The organism is Buchnera aphidicola (Aphis helianthi) (assembly GCF_005083845.1).
Taxonomy (GTDB): domain Bacteria; phylum Pseudomonadota; class Gammaproteobacteria; order Enterobacterales; family Enterobacteriaceae; genus Buchnera; species Buchnera aphidicola_AW.
In genome coordinates, this window is record NZ_CP034894.1 from 446,196 (window position 1) to 465,263 (window position 19,068).

Genomic DNA, 19,068 nt, shown 5'->3' on the forward strand with positions numbered 1-19,068 from the left:
ACATTTAGCATGACTAAAAATTATATTTTCATTACAGGTGGTGTTGTTTCATCCTTAGGAAAAGGTATTGCAGCAGCTTCTTTAGGAGCTATATTAGAAGCAAGAAATCTTAAAATAACTATTATGAAGTTAGATCCATACATTAATGTTGATCCAGGAACTATGAGTCCTATACAGCACGGAGAGGTATTTGTTACTGAAGATGGAGCTGAAACTGATTTAGATTTAGGACACTATGAACGATTTATTAGAACAAAGATGACATGTTTGAATAATTTTACAACAGGTAGTATTTATTCTGAAGTATTAAAAAAAGAAAGACGAGGCGACTATTTAGGCGCTACTATTCAAGTAATACCTCATATTACCAATGCTATTAAAGAAAGAATCATTTTATGTTCTAAAAATAGTAATATTACTCTTGTAGAAATAGGTGGAACAGTTGGTGATATTGAATCTTTACCATTCTTAGAAGCAATTCGCCAAATAGCAGTGGATATTGGAAGAAAAAATGTGATTTATATACACTTAACACTTGTTCCATATATCGAAACAGCTGGAGAAATTAAAACTAAACCAACACAACATTCTGTCAAGGAATTACTATCTATTGGAATACAACCAGATATTTTAATCTGTCGATCTAAAAAAGATATACCAATTAACGAAAGAAAAAAAATAGCACTTTTTTGTAATGTTCCTGTGAATGCTGTTATATCACTAAAAGATGTTAATTCAATATATACAATTCCAAAATTATTAAAAGATCAAAAATTAGATAATTATATTTGTAAATATTTTAAATTAAATGTTCCAGAAGCTAATTTAACAGAATGGGAAAAAGTAATTTATGAGGAACAACAATCTAATAATACAATTATAATTGGTATTGTTGGTAAATATGTTAAATTACCCGATGCATATAAATCCGTAATAGAAGCACTAAAACATGCAGGTTTAAAAAATAAAATTAAAGTAAACATAAAATTAATCAATTCTCAAGAAATAGAAAATAAGAACTTTCAATGTTTAAAAAATCTTAATGGTATTTTAATACCTGGAGGTTTTGGAGATCGTGGTATATCAGGTAAATTACTATCAGTAAAATATGCTCGAGAAAACAACATTCCATATTTCGGAATCTGTTTAGGAATGCAAATAGCAATTATAGAATTCGCACAAAACGTAATAGGAATTAAAGATGCAAACTCTACAGAGTTTGATCCTAAATGTAAATTTCCTTTAATTGATTTAATTAAAAAACAAAGTGATAATATAAAATATATTATTAATAATAAAAAAAGAAATAATTCTAATTTAGGAGGTACTATGAGATTAGGTAGCCAACCTTGTAAATTAACTTTTAATAGTTTATCTCGAAAATTATATAAAAAAGATATTATTTTAGAACGACATCGGCATCGATATGAAGTCAATAACAATTTATTAAAGAAAATTGAAAAGTTTGGACTTAAAATTACAGGACGATCGAAAAATAATAACATCGTTGAAATTATCGAAATATCTAATCATCCATGGTTTCTTGGTTGTCAATTTCATCCTGAATTTACTTCCACACCACGTGACGGACACCCTTTATTTATAGGTTTTATAAAATCAGCAGAACAATATAAAAATAAAAATAATAAATATATGAAGGTAAAAAATGTCTAAAATAATAAACATAATAGGACGAGAAATTTTAGATTCTCGAGGTAATCCTACAGTAGAAGCTGAAGTACATCTTAAAGGTGGATTTGTTGGTCTAGCATCTGTACCTTCTGGTGCTTCTACTGGATCTTTAGAAGCTTTAGAATTACGTGATCAAGATAACAATCGATTTATGGGTAAAGGTGTACTTAAAGCAGTAAAATTAATCAATAATAACATTTTTCATGCTTTAATAAATAAAAATGCTTGCGATCAAAATTGCATTGATCAAATTATGATTGATTTAGATGGTACTAAAAACAAATCTAAATTAGGTTCTAATTCAATTTTATCTGTATCTTTAGCAGTTGCAAAAGCAGCCGCATCTTTTAAAAGAATGCCTTTATATCAGCATATAGCAGAACTTAATAATTCATCGGGTATTTTTTCTATGCCGCTGCCAATGATTAACATTATTAATGGCGGAGAACATGCAAATAATAATATTGATCTTCAAGAATTTATGATACAACCTATTAGTGCAAAGTCAATAAAAGAAGCTATACGTATAGGATCAGAAATATTTCATTCATTAGGAAATTTACTAAAACATAAAGGCATAAGCACTACAGTAGGTGATGAAGGTGGATATGCTCCCAATTTAACATCTAACGAAGAAGCGTTAAATATAATTCAAGATGCAATAAATAGAACTAAATATAAATTAGGTAAAGATATTACATTAGCTATAGATTGTGCTGCTTCTGAACTATATAATATAAATAATAAAAAATATCAACTCAAGGGAGAGAAAATAGAATTTAATTCTAAAGAATTAACTCATTATCTTCAACAATTATGTAAAAAATATCCTATTATTTCTATTGAAGACGGTCAAAATGAATCTGACTGGGAAGGATTTTTATATCAAACTAAAATATTAGGAAATACTATACAATTAGTAGGAGACGATTTATTTGCTACAAATTTAGAGCTTTTAAAAAAAGGTATTAAAAAAGGAATCGGAAATTCTATTTTAATCAAATTAAATCAAATTGGTACATTAACGGAAACTATTGAAACTATAAAAATGGCAAAAAAAGCCAATTATAGTACTATTATTTCTCATCGTTCTGGAGAAACTGAAGATGCTACAATAGCAGATTTAGCAGTAGGAACAGCATCTGGTCAAATTAAAACAGGATCTATGTGCCGTTCTGATAGAACAGCCAAATATAATCAACTAATTAGAATTGAAGAAAATTTAGGTATAAAAAATGCTCCTTTCTATGGATTAAAAGAAGTAAAATCATCTTTTTTAAAATTATAAAATTTTTTAAAGAGAATCAGGTATTTTAATAAATATACCTGTTTCTCATTAAATTTAAAATAAATAATTAATTTATGGATACAATATAATGCATTATCCAATTAACGAAATCTTTCAAAGCATACAAGGCGAAGGTTATTATACTGGTACACCAGCAATTTTTATTCGACTACAAGGATGTCCAGTACACTGTGATTGGTGTGATACTAAATATACATGGATTCGTGCTGATCAAGATAATGTTTCCATAAAAGAAGTAATAAATAAAAATAAATTTAGCAGAAAATGGAGTTTTATGTCTATAAAAAATATATTAGAAATTTTAAAAAAATGGACTGCAAAACATGTGGTTATTAGCGGAGGCGAACCATGTTTATATAATCTTTCATATATAACAAAAATATTAGAGATAGAAGGGTATCAATGTCAAATAGAAACTAGTGGTATAGAAAATATTAAATGCTCTTTAAATACTTGGATTACTCTCTCTCCAAAACAAAATAAAAGACCATTATATGAATCTATAATACGTTCTAATGAAATAAAATTTCCTATTCTTAATAAAGAAGATCTATTATATGTATATGATATTTTATCAAATATCAGGGATGAAAAAAAACATATTATTTACTTACAGCCTATTAATCAAAACAAACAAGCATTAAAAATGTGTATTAACACATGCATAAAAAAAAATTGGAAGTTATCAGTACAACTTCATAAATATCTTAGAATTCAATAAAATATTATTATTTTTTAAATTTCTTGATAAATACATCCAGACGTACATGTTTCTTTTACTGTAACAGAGTTTAATGTTAATAAATTAGGTTTTAAACGATCCCATATCCATTTTGCTAAAACTTCACTAGTAGGATTTTCTAATCCAGGAATATTATTTAATAAATAATGATCAAGTTGGTCATAAATAGGCTGAAATAATAATTTTATATTACTATAATCCATGATCCAACCTTTATCTTGATCAATTTCACCTTTAATTTCCAAACGAACATAAAAAGAATGTCCATGTAACCTTCTGCATTTATGTGTTGCAGGAAGATTCGGTAAATAATGTGCAGCTTCAAATTGAAAATCTTTAAATATCATAGTATTTATCATATTTTATATATCTTATAAAAATTTTAATTAAATTTTTTAATATTTTTTAATTTTATATTAGGAAATAAATTGAATAAATTAATAGTATTTCCTTTACACCGTATTTCAAAGTATAATCTTGATAAATTGTTATTTGAATATCCCATTGTAGATATTTTTTGACTTTTATAAACTTGATCGTTTAGTTGTACAAAAATATTTTTGTTAAAACCATACATGCTTAAATAATTATTATCATGTTTAATAATAATTAATTTGCCATAATTTTTAAAAAAACCACCAATATATACTACTTTACCTTTAGAAGAAGCAAAAATAGGTTGTCCCTGAATACCAGCTATTTCAATTCCTTGATTATTATTAATAGAATAATTATAAAAAAAATTCATATGTAAATTTTTTAAAGGCCAATGCCAATATTGAGGAAAAATATTTTTTTTAGAAAAAACATAATTTTCTTTGTTATAATCTTTATTATAAAAAAAACATATTTCAGATAACAACATATTTTGATTTAAAATATTTATAATATTCAGTTTATTTTTAAAAAAATTAGTATATAAAATATGTTTTTTATATTGATTACTATAAATAACATAATTGATTTTTTTACTATTAATCATTGGAATATTATTTACTAGTATTTTTTGACCAACTAATATTGTATAAGGTTTGTGAAAATTGTTATATTGCAATAATTGATTAAAATTATAATGTAGATTTTTTGAAATAGAATATAAAGTATCGTTTTTTTTAACAATATAAAATATATTAAAAGAATTATTATATAAATATCCAATATAATTAGTGTTTTTAATAATAACTGAGTATTTTTTATGAAATTTTTTATTTTGTTTTACAAATAAAAAACATTCTTTTTTTATGATTTTTTTTTTAAGTTATTCTTAATATATATACATTTTTTATGATTTAAACAAATATTTTTTTTTTGTTTAAATATATTATTTGCGTATACATAGTTATTATAAATAAATAATATAAATATTAATAAAAATAATCTACTTATAAAAAAATTACATTGCATTAAATTACACCATTTTTATTATATAAATAATAAATTGTAATAAAAATATTACTTATAAACAAATTGAAGTTAAAAATATATTTAACATATATCACTATTGATATTTTTAATACTTTGTTGTTTTCGTTTTAAAAGCATTACAATAGATTGACATGCAATTCCTTCTTTCCGTCCAATGCATCCTATTTGCTTTGAACTTGTTGATTTAATGCTAATATTATTTATTTTAGTATTTAAATCATTTGCTAAATTTGATCTCATAAAAAAAATATAAGATAACATCTTCGGACTTTCGGCAATAATAGTACTATCTATATTAGATATGTAATAATTTTTTAAGTGAATTTTTTTCCAAATATTTTTTAACAAAATTCGACTGTCAATGTTCTTATATTTTTTTTTTGTACTTGGGAAAAATGTTCCAATATCCCCCATCGCAAGAGCTCCTAATAACGCATCTATTAAAGAATGTATCAAAACATCACCATTAGAATAAGCAATTAAACCTTGATGATTAAGAATTTTTACACCTCCAATAATTAACGGTTTTATACCTCCAAATGCATGTAAATCAAAACCATATCCAATTCTCATATTATAAATATATCCTTCTAAATATTAAATAATTCTTTAAGATAAATTTCAGCAAAAATAAGATCTTCGGGAAAAGTAATTTTAATATTTTTATAACTACCTAAAACTATTAATGGATGATATCCGCAATATTCTAAAGCTGAAGATTCATCTGTTATATCTATATTGTCTTGAATAATTTTTTTTAAACAAAATCGTAATAAATTTATTGGAAATAATTGAGGAGTTAAAGCATGCCACAATCTTTCTCGAGAAATAGTATGTGATATTGTTTTATTTTTATTAATTATATATTTCATAGTATCACACGTTGGTCGTGCTAAAATACCACCTATTTTGCTTTTTCCAATAATAGAAATTAATTTTTCTAAATCTTTATAGTTTAAACAAGGTCGAACAGCATCATGAACAATGACCCAATTTGCATTTGTTGGTATAATTAATCCTGATAAAACTGAATGAATTCTTTTATTACCACCAATTACAGATGTAACTCTTATATTGGATGCTATAGATAGTTTATGAAAATATTTATCTTTTTTATTTAAACTTACAACTACATGAACTATACTAGGATGTGATAATAATGTCATTAAAGTATATTCGAGAATAGTATAATTTTTGATTTTTATATACTGTTTAGGAATATCTGATAACATTCTTTCACCTATTCCTGCAGCTGGAACAACAGCTAAAATCATGGGTTTTAAACTGTTCCTAAATTTCATTTTTCACCTAATACTATATATTTAAAATATAATTTTATAAAAATAAAAAATTTTAATCTTTAACTTTATTATTAAAATTTTGAATTTCTAATAATAATTTATTATTTTCTATCTCAAGTTCTTGATTTATTTTTTTTTGAACTACAATTTTTTTATAAATTTTAATATAGTCTAAAACGCCATTTTTTCCGAGCCAAAGAGAATATTGTAACCAAATAAATAATAAAAATAATAATACTTTCAATATTCTCATATAATCACTCTAAATAATTTTATTTTAATATCTAAATAATTTACGAATATGTAGAAAAAAATATAATATTATTTTTGTACAATGTTTTAATTAATGTTTTAATATTTTCTGTTATGGAAACTGTTCCATTTAAATAAATATCAGGTTTTTCTGGAAGTTCGTATAAAGAATCTATACCAGTAAAATTTAATATTTCATTACTACGAGATTTTTTATATAACCCCTTAGGATCACGTTGTTCACATATAGTAAGTGGGGTATCAACGAAAACTTCTAAAATGTTACTTTTTCCTAAAATATTATAAGCTAATAATCTTTGCTTCTTATATGGAGAAATAGTACAAACTAAAACCATAATACCTGCATTTAACATTATTTTAGCTACTTCTGCAATACGTCGAATATTTTCATTTCGATCAATAGAAGAAAAAGTTAAATCTGAACATAATCCAGATCTAATATTATCTCCATCTAACACATAAGTATTAATATCATTCTTAAATAATATTTTTTCTAAAATATTAGAAATAGTAGATTTTCCTGATCCTGATAACCCTGTAAACCATATAACTTTAGATTTATAACCATTTTTATTTTCTCGTTTTATACGATTTATTTCATATTTTTGAAAAACAATATTTTTTTTAAATTTATTATTCATACTAATAAAACCTATGATTTACTTTTTTATTTTCCAATGTGGAAAATATTTTAAAATTAAATTATATAAATCTAGTTCAAAATTTTTTATATCATTTTCAATAACAGTATTGTCATTTTTTAAATATTTTTTTATCATACCTGCTCCGACTGTAGTATTATTTAAAAAATCAATAAAAATTAAATTACCTGTAAATTTATTTATTGTATAATCATCAAATAACATAGGTTCACTAAATAAAACTTTAACTCTTCCAATGCTATTTAATTTTAACGAATTAGATTTATTTTTAATTAAAGTATTGACATTTATTTGAAATAAAATTTCTTTAATATAAGCTCTTGTTTTTTTTCCAGATAATTTTACATTATATGATTCTCCTATCTTTAAAGACTTATCAGACATCCAAACAACATCAACAATAGCTTCTTGAGAAGGTTCTAAATTAGAATTAATATTTACGAAAAAATCGCCACGACTAATATCTATTTCATCTTTTAAAACTATTGTAATTGCTTCTCCAGGATTTGCTATTTTTAAATCTTGATTAAATGTTAAAATACGAGAAATATAAGAATTAATATTAATAGGTAATATTTTTATTGATTGACCTACATGAATTTGCCCAGAAAACAATGTACCTGAATAACCTCTAAAATTTGAATTTGGACGATTTACGTATTGAACTGGAAATCTAATTTCTTTTGAATAAATATTATTTTTAATTTCTATTGTTTCTAAAAGACTTAATAACGTATAATTCTTATACCAAGGCATTAAATTATTTGAAAATACTATATTTTCACCGATTAAAGCAGATGTAGGAACAAAAAAAATTTTTAGGTTTTTAGGAAGTTTTTGAGAAAATAAAAGAAAATTTTTTTTTATATTTAAAAACATCTCTTCACTATAATCAACTAAATCCATTTTATTTATTGCTACTACTAAATATTTTATACCAAGTAAAGTAGATATAAAACTATGTCGATAAGTTTGTTCTGATAAACCTTTTTTTGCATCAATTAAAATAACTGATAAATCGCAAGTAGAAGCTCCTGTGACCATATTACGTGTATATTGCTCATGACCAGGTGTATCTGCTATAATAAATTTACGTTTATCAGTTGAAAAATAACGATATGCTACATCAATTGTAATACCTTGTTCACGTTCCGATTGTAATCCGTCAACTATAAGAGCAAAATCAATATTTTCTCCTTGTGTCCCATGACGTTTACTATCTTTTTTTAAAGAAGATAATTGATCATCATAAATTTGCTTAGTATCATGTAACAAACGTCCAATTAATGTACTTTTTCCATCATCTACACTACCACATGTCAAAAATTTTAATAGAGTTTTTCTTTCATTTAAATATATCCAATTTTGAAAATGATCATAAGAATTGATGTTTTTTTTATTAACATTAGTATTCATTTGTTTTAAATTCAACCTATATTAAACTTATTTTTAAAAGTAACCTTGTCTCTTTTTAAATTCCATTGAATTTTTTTGATCATAATCAATAGATCGACCTGTTCGTTCGCTAGTTGTACTGATTAATGTTTCTTTAATAACATCTTGAAGAGTTTTTGCAGTAGATTCAATTGCACTAGTTAAAGGCCAACAACCCAATGTTCTAAATCGAACCATTTTATGATTAACGATTTCATTTTTATTAATTTTAATACGCTCATCATCAACTACTAAAAGAACACCATTTCTTTCTAAGACTGGACGTATATCAGCAAAATATAGAGGAACAATTTCAATTTGTTCTAAAAAAATATATTGCCAAATATCTAATTCAGTCCAATTTGATAAAGGAAAAACACGAATGTTTTCTCCTTTATTTATTTGGCTATTATAGTTCCACCATAACTCTGGACGCTGTTTTTTTGGATCCCATTGATGAAAGGAATCACGAAATGAATAAATACGCTCTTTAGAACGAGACTTTTCTTCATCTCTTCTAGCACCACCAAAAGCAGCATCAAACTTATACTTATTTATCGCTTCTTTTAATCCTTCTGTTTTCATTATATCAGTATATTTAGAATTGTTATCTTGAAACGGATTAAGACCTAATAGTTTTCCTTGCATATTATAATGTATAATTAATTCTAAATTATTAGTTTTAGCAATCTGATCTCTAAAAGTATACATTTCTTTAAATTTCCATCCAGTATCTACATGTAATAATGGAAATGGCAAACGTCCAGGATAAAAAGATTTTTTTGCAAGATGTAACATAACAGAAGAATCTTTTCCAATAGAATAAAGCATTACAGGATTTTCAAATTCAGCTATTACTTCTCTCATGATATATATACTTTCTGATTCTAATTGACGCAAATGAGTTGTATTTTTTTTAAACATTTTATTTCCCTACATATTTATTATAGAAGAAATAGTTTTACTATTATTAAAATAAGTAGAATTTTTAAACCATTCTAACTTTTTATGTAATAAAACTACTTGTCCAATAATTAGTAAAGATGGACTTATAGCAAGTCTAAATATTTTATCAAGTTCATCTAAACGTCCTATAATAACTTTTTGATTTATAGTAGTACCTTGACTAATAATTGCTATTGGAGTTGATTTTAAACGACCATGAAAAATAAGTTGTTTAGAAATTTCTAAAGCTTTTAAACTTCCCATATATACTACTATAGTATAATTAGAATTAGATAAGATAGACCAATTGTTTGTAAAATTATTAATACATTGATAACCAGTAATAAATATTACTCCTTGAGCATAATCACGATGCGTTAATGGTATACCAGAGTAAGCAGCAACACCAATTCCAGCTGTAATTCCAGGAACAACTTGAATGTTAATATTTGCATTTTTTGCAGCTTCTAATTCTTCGCCTCCTCGACCAAATATAAAAGAATCACCTCCTTTTAAACGAACTACTTTTTTACCTTGTTTAGCTAAAAAAATTAGTAATTTTATAATTTTTAGTTGAGTAATACTTTTAATACCGGCACGTTTTCCAACATAAATACATTTTGCGTCTCTACGAATGAGTTCTAATATATCTTGAGAAACTAAATTATCATATAAAACTACATCTGCTTCTTGCATTACTTGTAAAGCTCTTAAAGTTAATAAATCACTATTTCCAGGTCCAGCTCCAACTAAAATAATTTCTCCTGTTAATTTATTAGGTTTTTCAATCATATTTTTTAAAGTAGAAATAGCTTTTTTTTCTTTTCCATTAATAATATATTGCACGAATACACTATTAAATAATTTTTCCCAAAAATGTTTTCTTTCTAATAAATTAGAAAAACGTTTTTTGATTATCGATCTCCAATCTCCAGCAATTTTTGCAATATTACCTAATCTCATTGGAAGTATTGATTCGATTTTTTCACGTAATAAACGAAGTAAAACTGGTGCTTTTCCACCTGAAGATATAGCTATTACTATAGGAGAGCGATCGATAATAGAGGGAAAAATAAAAGAACATTTTGATTGATCATCAACTACATTGATTAATATTTTAAATTTATTACATTTTTGAAAAATTTTTTTATTTAATTCAGAATTACTAGTAGCTGCTATCACTAAAAAAAAATTTTTTAAATAAGATGTTTTAAACTCTCGAGCAATCCAAAATATTTTTTTTTGAACTAATAAACATCTAATTTCTGAACACATATTTTTTGAAATAACACTAATCAGAGCATTTGAACGTAATAATAATTTAATTTTATTTAAAGCAATATCACCAGCACCTACTACTAGTACATTTTTATATTTTAGATCTAAAAAAATAGGCAGATAATCCATATTAAACCTATAAGAATATAATAAATTTATATAAATTTTAAAAAATAAATATATAAAATAGATAAAATATTTAATTTAATATAAACATTAATATTTCATAAACACTTAATACAAGTATTTGAAATATTAATGTAAAAATTTAAATATTATAAATTTTATTATTTATCATCATGTAATCCACATTCACGTTTTAAACCAAAAAATCGTGTTTCTTCTTCAAGCATACCAGGAGTATATTTTTTTGTAGTATGTATATCTCCTACAGATATATAACCATCTTTCAACAAAGGATGATTATCTAAATTATAATTTTTTATATATTTATAAATTGTGTCATTGGACCAATTCAGAATTGGAAGAATTTTAAATACGCCTTTTTGAATGGCAACATACGGTAAATTCTTTCTACTATTAGACTGTTGGTGACGTAATCCTGATAACCATGTTTTTACTGACAATTCTTTTAAAGCTAAATTCATTGGTTCTATTTTATTAATTTGATTATATAAATCAATTCCTTTTATTCCTTGTTCCCATAATTTTCCATATCTTGATTCTTGCCATGCTGGCGAAATACTTGATCGAAAAACTTTTAAATTTAAATTTAATTTTTTTTTCATTGTATCAATAAAACGATATGTTTGAGGAAATAAATACCCTGTATCAATTAATATAATGGGAATATCAGGTTTTTGTTGGACTACAAGATGCAATAATACAACTGATTGAATGCCAAAGCTAGATGACATTATATGTGTTCCAGGTAATTTTTTTAATGCCCAAGATATACGTTCTTCTGCAGAATATTTCGACATTAATATATTGCATTCATGTAAAAATTCTTTTTTTTTTTCAAAATCTAGCAAATTTATATTTTTATAATCAACATTAAACATTTTTTCTCACTATTAATTCCAAAAATCATGAATAGGATTTATTACTTCTTTAACAATTTTTTTTCTAATAACAAAATCACCAAAATCTTCATTTTCTTTGCGATAAATTGACCAATTTTTTATTAAAAATTTTAAATGCAATAAAATTTCTTTTTCAGTAATGTTTTCTTTATATATTTTTGGAATTCTACTACCTATTCTATTTCCACCTATATATAAATTATATCTATCTATAGATTTTCCAATTAAACCAATTTCAGCTAATAATGATCTTCCACAACCATTAGGACATCCAGAAATACGCAAAACAATTATTTCTTTTTCCATATTATATTTTAACATGATGTTTTCTACTTTAGTAATAAAAAAAGAAAACATACGTTCTGCTTCCGCCATTGCTAGAGGACATGTAGGAAAAGAAACACATGCCATAGAATTTTCACGTAATTTACTAATTTTTGTAATTAATTTATAAGATTTGGCAATTTGTTCAATTTTATTTTTATTTTCATTTGATATTTCTGAAATAATAATATTTTGATTAGATGTTAATTTAAAATTTCCTGGATGAACATTAGCAATTTGTAATAATCCTGATTTTAATAATTGATGATTATTATCACATATACGTCCATTTTGTATAAATATTGTTAAACTCCAATGATTATTAATATCTTTTTTCCATCCTATTGTATCGCCTCTAGTAGTAAAAGAATAAAAACGAATTGGTTCAAAAGTTATATTTGCTCTTTTTTCAACTTCTTTTTTAAATATATCTAATCCTACTTTTTCTATAGTATATCTAGTTTTTGCATTTTTACGATTTGTTCTATTCCCCCAATCTCGTTGCGTTGTAACTATAGACTTAGCAACAGATAAAGTTTTATCAATCGTAATATAACCTAACTCTAGAGCAAGAAAAGGCCAAGTCTGTTTATTCCCATGAGTAATTGATAATCCTCCTCCTATTAATACATTAAAACCTACAATTATATTATTTTCTATGATAGCTATAAAATTCATATCGTTTGCGTATAAATCTACATCATTATGAGGAGGTATAACTACTGTTGTTTTAAATTTTCTTGGTAAATATGATTTTCCAAGAATAGGTTCATTATCAGTACTCAAAACTTTTTTTTGATCCAACCAAATTTCTGCGTATGCTTTTGTTTGAGGTAATAAGTAATCAGAAATTTTTTTAGCCCATTCATAACATTCTTGATGGATTTGAGATTGCATAGGATCAGATGTACAAAGTACATTTCTATTAACATCATTAGCTGTACCTAATGAATCTAAACCCAATTTATGTAATATTTGATGAATATTTTTTAGTTGTTTTTTTAAAATACCATGTAATTGAAAAGTTTGACGATTAGTTAGTCTAATAGTTCCATATAATGTATTTTTACTAGCAAATGCATCAATTTTTACCCATTGTTTAGATGATATAATTCCACCAGGTAATCTACAACGTAACATCATAGCATAACGAGGTTCTAATTTCTGTTGGTTACGTTCTACACGAAGATCTCGATCATCTTGTTGATACATGCCATGAAATCGAATTAGTGAAAAATTATCTCCGGTAAAACCATTAGTAATTTTGTTTTTTAAATCATTAGTAATAGTTCCTCGAAGATAATTACTATTTTCTTTAATATGTTCTTCTTTAGTAAGAGTTAAAGGTAATTTTTTTAAATTTTTTATCATTAATATACATCTCTTTGATAACGTTTATTTAAACGTAAATTATTTAAAAATTCATTTGCATTTTCTATACTCATTTTGCCGTTTTGGCTGATAATATATAGTAGTTCTTTTTCAACATCTTTTGCCATTTTAGAAGCATTTCCACAAATGTATATATAAGCATTATTTTCTATCCAATCCCATATTTCTTCACCATGTTCTTTTATTCTATTTTGTATATATATTTTTTCTTTTTGATCTCTTGACCATGCTAAAGTCATTTTATTAAGAATCCCTCTCTTTAAGTATTTTTGCCATTCTATTTGATATAGAAAATCTTCAGTAAAATTAGGATTTCCAAAAAAAATCCAATTTTTACCAGTGGAAGAATCGTTATCGCGTTGTTGTATAAATGCTCGATATGGAGCTATTCCAGTTCCAGAACCAATCATAATAATTGGTGTTTTTGTATTTTGAGGTAATCGAAAATTATTATTTTTTTCAATAAAAATTTTTACTGGATCATCAATTTTTAATAATTCTGATAAATAACCTGAAGCTCCACCTAAATGTAAACAACCAGATATAATTTTTTGTACTACACTAACTGTAATATGAATTTCATCATTAGTTTCAGCTTGTGATGAAGAAATTGAATATAATCTAGGATTTAAAGGACGAAGAATATTAACAAATTGTTGAGAAGAAATCTTTTGAGGATACTCATTAATCATATGAATTAAGGGGGTTTTTTTTACATAATTTTCTAATTCTTTATCATATAATATTATTTCTTTTAAAAATTTATTTTGCGTAATTTGAGCATATTGCTTTACAATTTTCTTAGTATTATTAGTTAATTCAAAATGATTTTTTAAAGCATCAAAAATATTTATATTTTTATTTTTAATATTAATTACATCAGATATATCGATAGATAGTAATGTTATTATTTGTTTTATTAAATTATCATTATTTTGATACCATACTCCTAATGCATCACCAGGCGTATATTTAAGATTGAGATTATTAATGTTTAATTCAATATGACGAATATCTTTAGTTGAATTTCGACCAGTTATTTTTTGATTAGTTAATATAGTTGCTATAGCAGGATTATATTTTGTATATGTATTTATTTCATTACAAAAAATTTTTTTTTTTGAAGAAATATCAGGAAAAACAGATATATCTATCTTATCAATTAAAACTAATAGTTCTTTAGACCATTTAATATAGTCATCTTCATACTCAATATCAGAATCGAATCGATCAAGTAATTTTTTACCACCTAATTCATTAAATCTTTTATCAAAATCTTTTCCAGCTTTACAAAATAAATTATAAGAACTATCTCCTAAGGAAAATATACTATACTGAAGATTAGATAATTTAGGAGCTCTTTTTGACATAATAAATTTATATAAGGATAACGCTTCTTCAGGAGGTTCACCTTCGCCTTGCGTAGAAATTATTAATATTAAAATTTTTTCATTTTGTATTTTTTTAAAATTATAATCAGCTGCATTAATTAAACAAGTTTTTTTATTATGATCATTTAAATATTTGTTAAGACGTTCTGAAAGTAATCGAGCATTACCAGTTTGAGAAGCTGATATAATTGTAATTATATTATTAACTATTTTTTTTTTCTTTGAAAATAATATATTTTTTTCTATGTTATCATTCGAAGAATTTTGATTAGCTAAATGCCAAAAATAGCCTGAAAGCCAAGCAAATTGAAGATTAGAGCAGTTTTTTTCAAAATTTTTTAAAAACTCTATTTGCTCTAATCTTAATGGAAACATGGAATCAAAAGGATTTTCATTCTTCATTATACTAAATACCTAAATTTCATTAAATTAAAATTAAATGTAACTAATCTGGTATAATTTACAGAAATTATTAATTTTTATCTACTAATAAAAAATCAAAATTTTATTATTTAAAATGAAATTATATTGTTTCTATATATTTTAAATATATTAAAATGTTTAAATAAAAATTTATTTACTTTCTAATTCAATCAATTTTAATTTTGCATTTTTTATTACGATATTAGGAATTCCAGATAATGAAGCTACTGATATACCATAACTTTTCTTTGATACTCCATTTTTAACTTTATATAAAAAAACTATATTATCTTCATATTCAATTGCATTAAAATAAATATTTTTTATATATTTATATAATATTTCTAGTTTTGTAAGTTCAATAAAATGAGTTGAAAATAAAACCATAGATTTGTTTGTAGAAATAAGATAATCAGAACATGACCAAGCTAAAGACAATCCATCATTAGTAGATGTACCTCTACCTAATTCATCTATTAGCACTAAACTATAAGAAGTTGCATTATGTAAAATATTAGATATTTCTGTCATTTCCATCATAAATGTTGAACATCCATTCGCTAAATCGTCTGCAGCACCAATACGTGTAAAAATTTTATCAACTGGACCAATACGTGCGTACTTTGCTGGTACAAAGCTACCTATACATGCCATAATAACAATAATAGCTACTTGTCTCATATAAGTGCTTTTACCACCCATATTAGGACCAGTAATAAGTAGCATTCGCTTTTTTTCAGACAGTAATAAAGAGTTACTTATAAATGAATTACTTGAATAATGTTCAACAACAGGATGACGACTATCTAATAAAGAAATACCATATTTTTTGGTCATTTTAGGACATACATAATTTAAAGATATAGCACGTTCAGATAAATTTGATAACACATCTAACTCAGATAATGCTAAAGCACTATTTTTAAGTTTAGCTAAAAATGGATCTATAATATCAAATAATTCTAAATATAATTTTTTTTCTAAAAGCAAAGATTGAAACTTTGCATGAATAACTTTCTCTTCATACTCTTTTAACAATGGAATATGATAACGTTCTATATTTTTTAAAGTTTGTATTTTTATATAGTATTTTGGAACTAATTCAGCGTGACGTTTACTTACTTGAATATAATATCCAATAACATTATTATAACCAATTTTTAATGATTCAATCATTAATTTTTTTTTCTCTTTTATTTCAAAATCTTGTAAATATTTTTGTGAATTTTCTTTTAAAAGTCTTAAATTATCAAGTTCTTGATTATAATTAGATGCTATTACGCCTCCATCTCGTATAGAAGCAGGAACTTTTAAATTAATAGATTTTTTTAACAATATTTTTATTGTATTAAAATTTCCAATATTAATACCTATTTTTTTTATATTTGTACAACTATTTTTTTTTAATATTATTTGTAAATCAGGAAGTATTGATAATGTTGATCGAAGACGTATAAAATCTCGGGGTAAAGCAGTTCGTAAAGCTAATCTTGAACATATTCTTTCTAAGTCACTAACTTGACGTAGAATAACTTGTATTTTCTGATAATATGGCTGAATAAATTTAATCATTTTATGACGATTTTTAATCAAATTAAAATTTTTTAATGGAGATCTCAACCATCTATTTAATAATCTTCCACCCATAGCAGTCATTGTTCTATTTAAGACAGAAAATAAAGTGTAATTAGCTTCACCTGATATATTTTCGATAATTTCAAGACTTTTACGAGTGCTAGAGTTAATAGCAATATCATCTTCTATATAATTAAATTTTATTTCTCTAATATGAGGTAAAAAATTTATATGCATTAATTTAATATATTGTAATAAACAACCAGCAGGACGTATAACAAAATGATTTTTTTTAATACCAAATCCGTCTAAAGTGCAAGTTTTAAATTGCAAATTTAATAATTTATATGAAGTATCTAAATCAAAATCTGATATAGGACGATTACGTATACAATTTCTTTTTGAAATTAATTGAATATCTTCAAAATTATCAGGATATAGTAATTCTTTAGGATTTGTACGATCAATTTCTGAAAGTAAAGAATTTATAGAAAAATATTCAGAAACACCAAAAAAACCTAAAGACAGATCTAAAATAGCATATCCAAATTTATTCTTTTCTTTCCAAATTGATGCAATAAAATTATCTTGATTTTCTTCTAGAAAAATTTCTTCTGTAATAGTACCAGGAGTAATTACACGAACAACTTTACGGTGAATTAATTTATTTTTATAATATTCATTTTTAATTTGATCACATATTGCAATAGATTCTCCTAATTTAACAAGTTTAGAAAGATAATATTCTGAAGTATGACAAGGAATTCCAGCCATCGGTATAATATTTTTATTTGAGTATCCTTTTTGTGTTAACGTAATTTTTAAAAGTTTAGAAATACGTTTTGCGTCATCATAAAACAATTCATAAAAATCACCCATTTGATAAAATAACAACATATTAGGATAATTGGATTTTATAGATAAATACTGTTTTATCATTGGAGTATGAGTATTATTTTCGAGAATAAAATTATTTTTTATCATTTGATATTTAATTAGTATTAAAATTATTTGAAATCAATCTTGATTTAAAAAAAAAATTTAAGTTAAACTATTTAACATTATATAAAAATATTTTTTTGAAATAAATTATTTTAAATAATATTTATTTTTCTAAGAATTAAAAAAGTACATTTGGATTAAAAATGAAAAAAATATTAATTTTTTTATGTGGTCTGTTTTTTTCTTATACTACCTTAGCTTTAGAATTTACTAACACAAAAGAATATAATATACAAAAAAAATATGTTTATAATACTCCTAAAATAATGAGATTTTTTTCTTTTCTTTGCCCATATTGCTATAAACTGGAAAAGACGTATGATATTAGAAATTTGATACGAAAAAAAATAGATAAAAATATCAGTATAAAAACTTATCACGTTAGTTTTTTAGGAGGAGAATTTGGAAAAATTTTAACAAAAACATGGATAATAGCTGAACAAATGGGAGTTGAAGAAAAAATAATAATGCCTATTTTTAAAGGAATTCAAGAAACACATACAATCAATAATATTAATAATATTAAAAAAATATTTATAAAAAAAACAGGAATCAGTGTAGAAAAATATAATCAATTTTGGAATAGCTTTTTTATACACATATTAATTCAAAAAAACAACAATGATATAAACAAAATACAATTAAATTATGTTCCTACTATGTTAGTAAATGGAAAATATATCATTGAATATTCTACATTAGAAGAATTATTTAAAAAAAATTTTTCAACAAAATATATACAACTAGTTAGGTTTTTATTATTAAAAAAATAATAAAAATTAAAATTATATAATTGTGTATGTAATACAAATATAAAATATATTTACAAATCTTATTTTTTAAAAAAATTATAA

General features: G+C 24.0%; 17 protein-coding genes. 4 read left to right on the plus strand and 13 right to left on the minus strand.

Going from position 1 to position 19,068, the window contains the following annotated elements; translation table 11 throughout:
- Positions 1-9 precede the first annotated feature (9 nt).
- The 3 genes from D9V62_RS02110 to queE all read left to right on the plus strand — a co-directional run bounded on the left by D9V62_RS02110 (position 10) and on the right by queE (position 3,722).
- On the plus strand, positions 10-1,674 hold the full coding sequence (locus D9V62_RS02110; protein WP_158340157.1) for a CTP synthase: 1,665 nt from the start codon (positions 10-12) through the stop codon (positions 1,672-1,674).
- Complete coding sequence (eno, locus tag D9V62_RS02115) at positions 1,667-2,980, plus strand: phosphopyruvate hydratase (protein WP_158340158.1); 1,314 nt, start codon at positions 1,667-1,669, stop codon at positions 2,978-2,980. Before D9V62_RS02110 ends, eno begins: the two co-directional genes overlap by 8 nt.
- 88 nt (positions 2,981-3,068) lie before the next feature.
- Complete coding sequence (gene queE / locus D9V62_RS02120; protein WP_158340159.1) at positions 3,069-3,722, plus strand: 7-carboxy-7-deazaguanine synthase QueE; 654 nt, start codon at positions 3,069-3,071, stop codon at positions 3,720-3,722.
- A gap of 14 nt (positions 3,723-3,736) precedes the next feature.
- Here queE and queD read toward each other — a convergent pair whose 3' ends face one another.
- The 13 genes from queD to mutS all read right to left on the minus strand — a co-directional run bounded on the left by queD (position 3,737) and on the right by mutS (position 18,196).
- Positions 3,737-4,099, minus strand: coding sequence for a 6-carboxytetrahydropterin synthase QueD (gene queD / locus D9V62_RS02125; protein ID WP_158340344.1), 363 nt, complete (start codon positions 4,097-4,099; stop codon positions 3,737-3,739).
- 26 nt (positions 4,100-4,125) lie between these two features.
- Positions 4,126-4,797, minus strand: coding sequence for a peptidoglycan DD-metalloendopeptidase family protein (locus D9V62_RS02130; RefSeq protein WP_158340160.1), 672 nt, complete (start codon positions 4,795-4,797; stop codon positions 4,126-4,128).
- A gap of 431 nt (positions 4,798-5,228) precedes the next feature.
- Positions 5,229-5,741, minus strand: a complete 513-nt coding sequence (ispF, locus tag D9V62_RS02135) for a 2-C-methyl-D-erythritol 2,4-cyclodiphosphate synthase (protein WP_158340161.1) — start codon at positions 5,739-5,741, stop codon at positions 5,229-5,231.
- Positions 5,742-5,758: 17 nt separating this feature from the next.
- Positions 5,759-6,469, minus strand: coding sequence for a 2-C-methyl-D-erythritol 4-phosphate cytidylyltransferase (ispD, locus tag D9V62_RS02140; protein ID WP_158340162.1), 711 nt, complete (start codon positions 6,467-6,469; stop codon positions 5,759-5,761).
- A gap of 52 nt (positions 6,470-6,521) precedes the next feature.
- Positions 6,522-6,722: a septum formation initiator family protein gene (locus D9V62_RS02145; protein ID WP_158340163.1), complete on the minus strand. Its 201-nt coding sequence runs from the start codon at positions 6,720-6,722 to the stop codon at positions 6,522-6,524.
- A gap of 40 nt (positions 6,723-6,762) precedes the next feature.
- Entirely contained in the window at positions 6,763-7,383 is a 621-nt protein-coding gene (cysC, locus tag D9V62_RS02150) for an adenylyl-sulfate kinase (protein ID WP_158340164.1), read from the minus strand.
- 18 nt (positions 7,384-7,401) lie between these two features.
- On the minus strand, positions 7,402-8,820 hold the full coding sequence (gene cysN, locus D9V62_RS02155) for a sulfate adenylyltransferase subunit CysN (RefSeq protein ID WP_158340165.1): 1,419 nt from the start codon (positions 8,818-8,820) through the stop codon (positions 7,402-7,404).
- Positions 8,821-8,853: 33 nt separating this feature from the next.
- Positions 8,854-9,762 (minus strand): sulfate adenylyltransferase subunit CysD, encoded by a 909-nt coding sequence (cysD, locus tag D9V62_RS02160; RefSeq protein ID WP_158340166.1) that lies wholly within the window; start codon positions 9,760-9,762, stop codon positions 8,854-8,856.
- Positions 9,763-9,771: 9 nt separating this feature from the next.
- Positions 9,772-11,190, minus strand: a complete 1,419-nt coding sequence (gene cysG / locus D9V62_RS02165) for a siroheme synthase CysG (protein WP_158340167.1) — start codon at positions 11,188-11,190, stop codon at positions 9,772-9,774.
- Positions 11,191-11,348: 158 nt separating this feature from the next.
- Entirely contained in the window at positions 11,349-12,086 is a 738-nt protein-coding gene (locus D9V62_RS02170) for a phosphoadenylyl-sulfate reductase (RefSeq protein WP_158340168.1), read from the minus strand.
- Positions 12,087-12,098: 12 nt separating this feature from the next.
- On the minus strand, positions 12,099-13,802 hold the full coding sequence (gene cysI, locus D9V62_RS02175) for an assimilatory sulfite reductase (NADPH) hemoprotein subunit (RefSeq protein WP_158340169.1): 1,704 nt from the start codon (positions 13,800-13,802) through the stop codon (positions 12,099-12,101).
- Positions 13,802-15,616, minus strand: a complete 1,815-nt coding sequence (locus D9V62_RS02180; RefSeq protein ID WP_158340170.1) for an assimilatory sulfite reductase (NADPH) flavoprotein subunit — start codon at positions 15,614-15,616, stop codon at positions 13,802-13,804. Before D9V62_RS02180 ends, cysI begins: the two co-directional genes overlap by 1 nt.
- A 171-nt stretch (positions 15,617-15,787) precedes the next feature.
- Positions 15,788-18,196 (minus strand): DNA mismatch repair protein MutS, encoded by a 2,409-nt coding sequence (gene mutS, locus D9V62_RS02185; RefSeq protein WP_158340171.1) that lies wholly within the window; start codon positions 18,194-18,196, stop codon positions 15,788-15,790.
- A gap of 161 nt (positions 18,197-18,357) precedes the next feature.
- On the opposite strand from mutS, the gene D9V62_RS02190 reads away from it, so the two are divergent.
- On the plus strand, positions 18,358-18,987 hold the full coding sequence (locus D9V62_RS02190) for a DsbA family protein (protein WP_158340172.1): 630 nt from the start codon (positions 18,358-18,360) through the stop codon (positions 18,985-18,987).
- The last annotated feature ends 81 nt before the right edge of the window (positions 18,988-19,068 follow it).

What these genes read in the sequence shown, in the direction of transcription:
- D9V62_RS02110 (WP_158340157.1), top strand. Translation starts at nt 10, where the DNA reads ATGACTAAAAATTATATTTTCATTACAGGTGGTGTTGTTTCATCCTTA.
- eno (WP_158340158.1), top strand. Translation starts at nt 1,667, where the DNA reads ATGTCTAAAATAATAAACATAATAGGACGAGAAATTTTAGATTCTCGA.
- queE (WP_158340159.1), top strand. Translation starts at nt 3,069, where the DNA reads ATGCATTATCCAATTAACGAAATCTTTCAAAGCATACAAGGCGAAGGT.
- ispF (WP_158340161.1), bottom strand. Translation starts at nt 5,741, where the DNA reads ATGAGAATTGGATATGGTTTTGATTTACATGCATTTGGAGGTATAAAA.
- ispD (WP_158340162.1), bottom strand. Translation starts at nt 6,469, where the DNA reads ATGAAATTTAGGAACAGTTTAAAACCCATGATTTTAGCTGTTGTTCCA.
- D9V62_RS02145 (WP_158340163.1), bottom strand. Translation starts at nt 6,722, where the DNA reads ATGAGAATATTGAAAGTATTATTATTTTTATTATTTATTTGGTTACAA.
- cysC (WP_158340164.1), bottom strand. Translation starts at nt 7,383, where the DNA reads ATGAATAATAAATTTAAAAAAAATATTGTTTTTCAAAAATATGAAATA.
- cysN (WP_158340165.1), bottom strand. Translation starts at nt 8,820, where the DNA reads ATGAATACTAATGTTAATAAAAAAAACATCAATTCTTATGATCATTTT.
- cysD (WP_158340166.1), bottom strand. Translation starts at nt 9,762, where the DNA reads ATGTTTAAAAAAAATACAACTCATTTGCGTCAATTAGAATCAGAAAGT.
- cysG (WP_158340167.1), bottom strand. Translation starts at nt 11,190, where the DNA reads ATGGATTATCTGCCTATTTTTTTAGATCTAAAATATAAAAATGTACTA.
- D9V62_RS02170 (WP_158340168.1), bottom strand. Translation starts at nt 12,086, where the DNA reads ATGTTTAATGTTGATTATAAAAATATAAATTTGCTAGATTTTGAAAAA.
- cysI (WP_158340169.1), bottom strand. Translation starts at nt 13,802, where the DNA reads ATGATAAAAAATTTAAAAAAATTACCTTTAACTCTTACTAAAGAAGAA.
- D9V62_RS02180 (WP_158340170.1), bottom strand. Translation starts at nt 15,616, where the DNA reads ATGAAGAATGAAAATCCTTTTGATTCCATGTTTCCATTAAGATTAGAG.
- mutS (WP_158340171.1), bottom strand. Translation starts at nt 18,196, where the DNA reads ATGATAAAAAATAATTTTATTCTCGAAAATAATACTCATACTCCAATG.
- D9V62_RS02190 (WP_158340172.1), top strand. Translation starts at nt 18,358, where the DNA reads ATGAAAAAAATATTAATTTTTTTATGTGGTCTGTTTTTTTCTTATACT.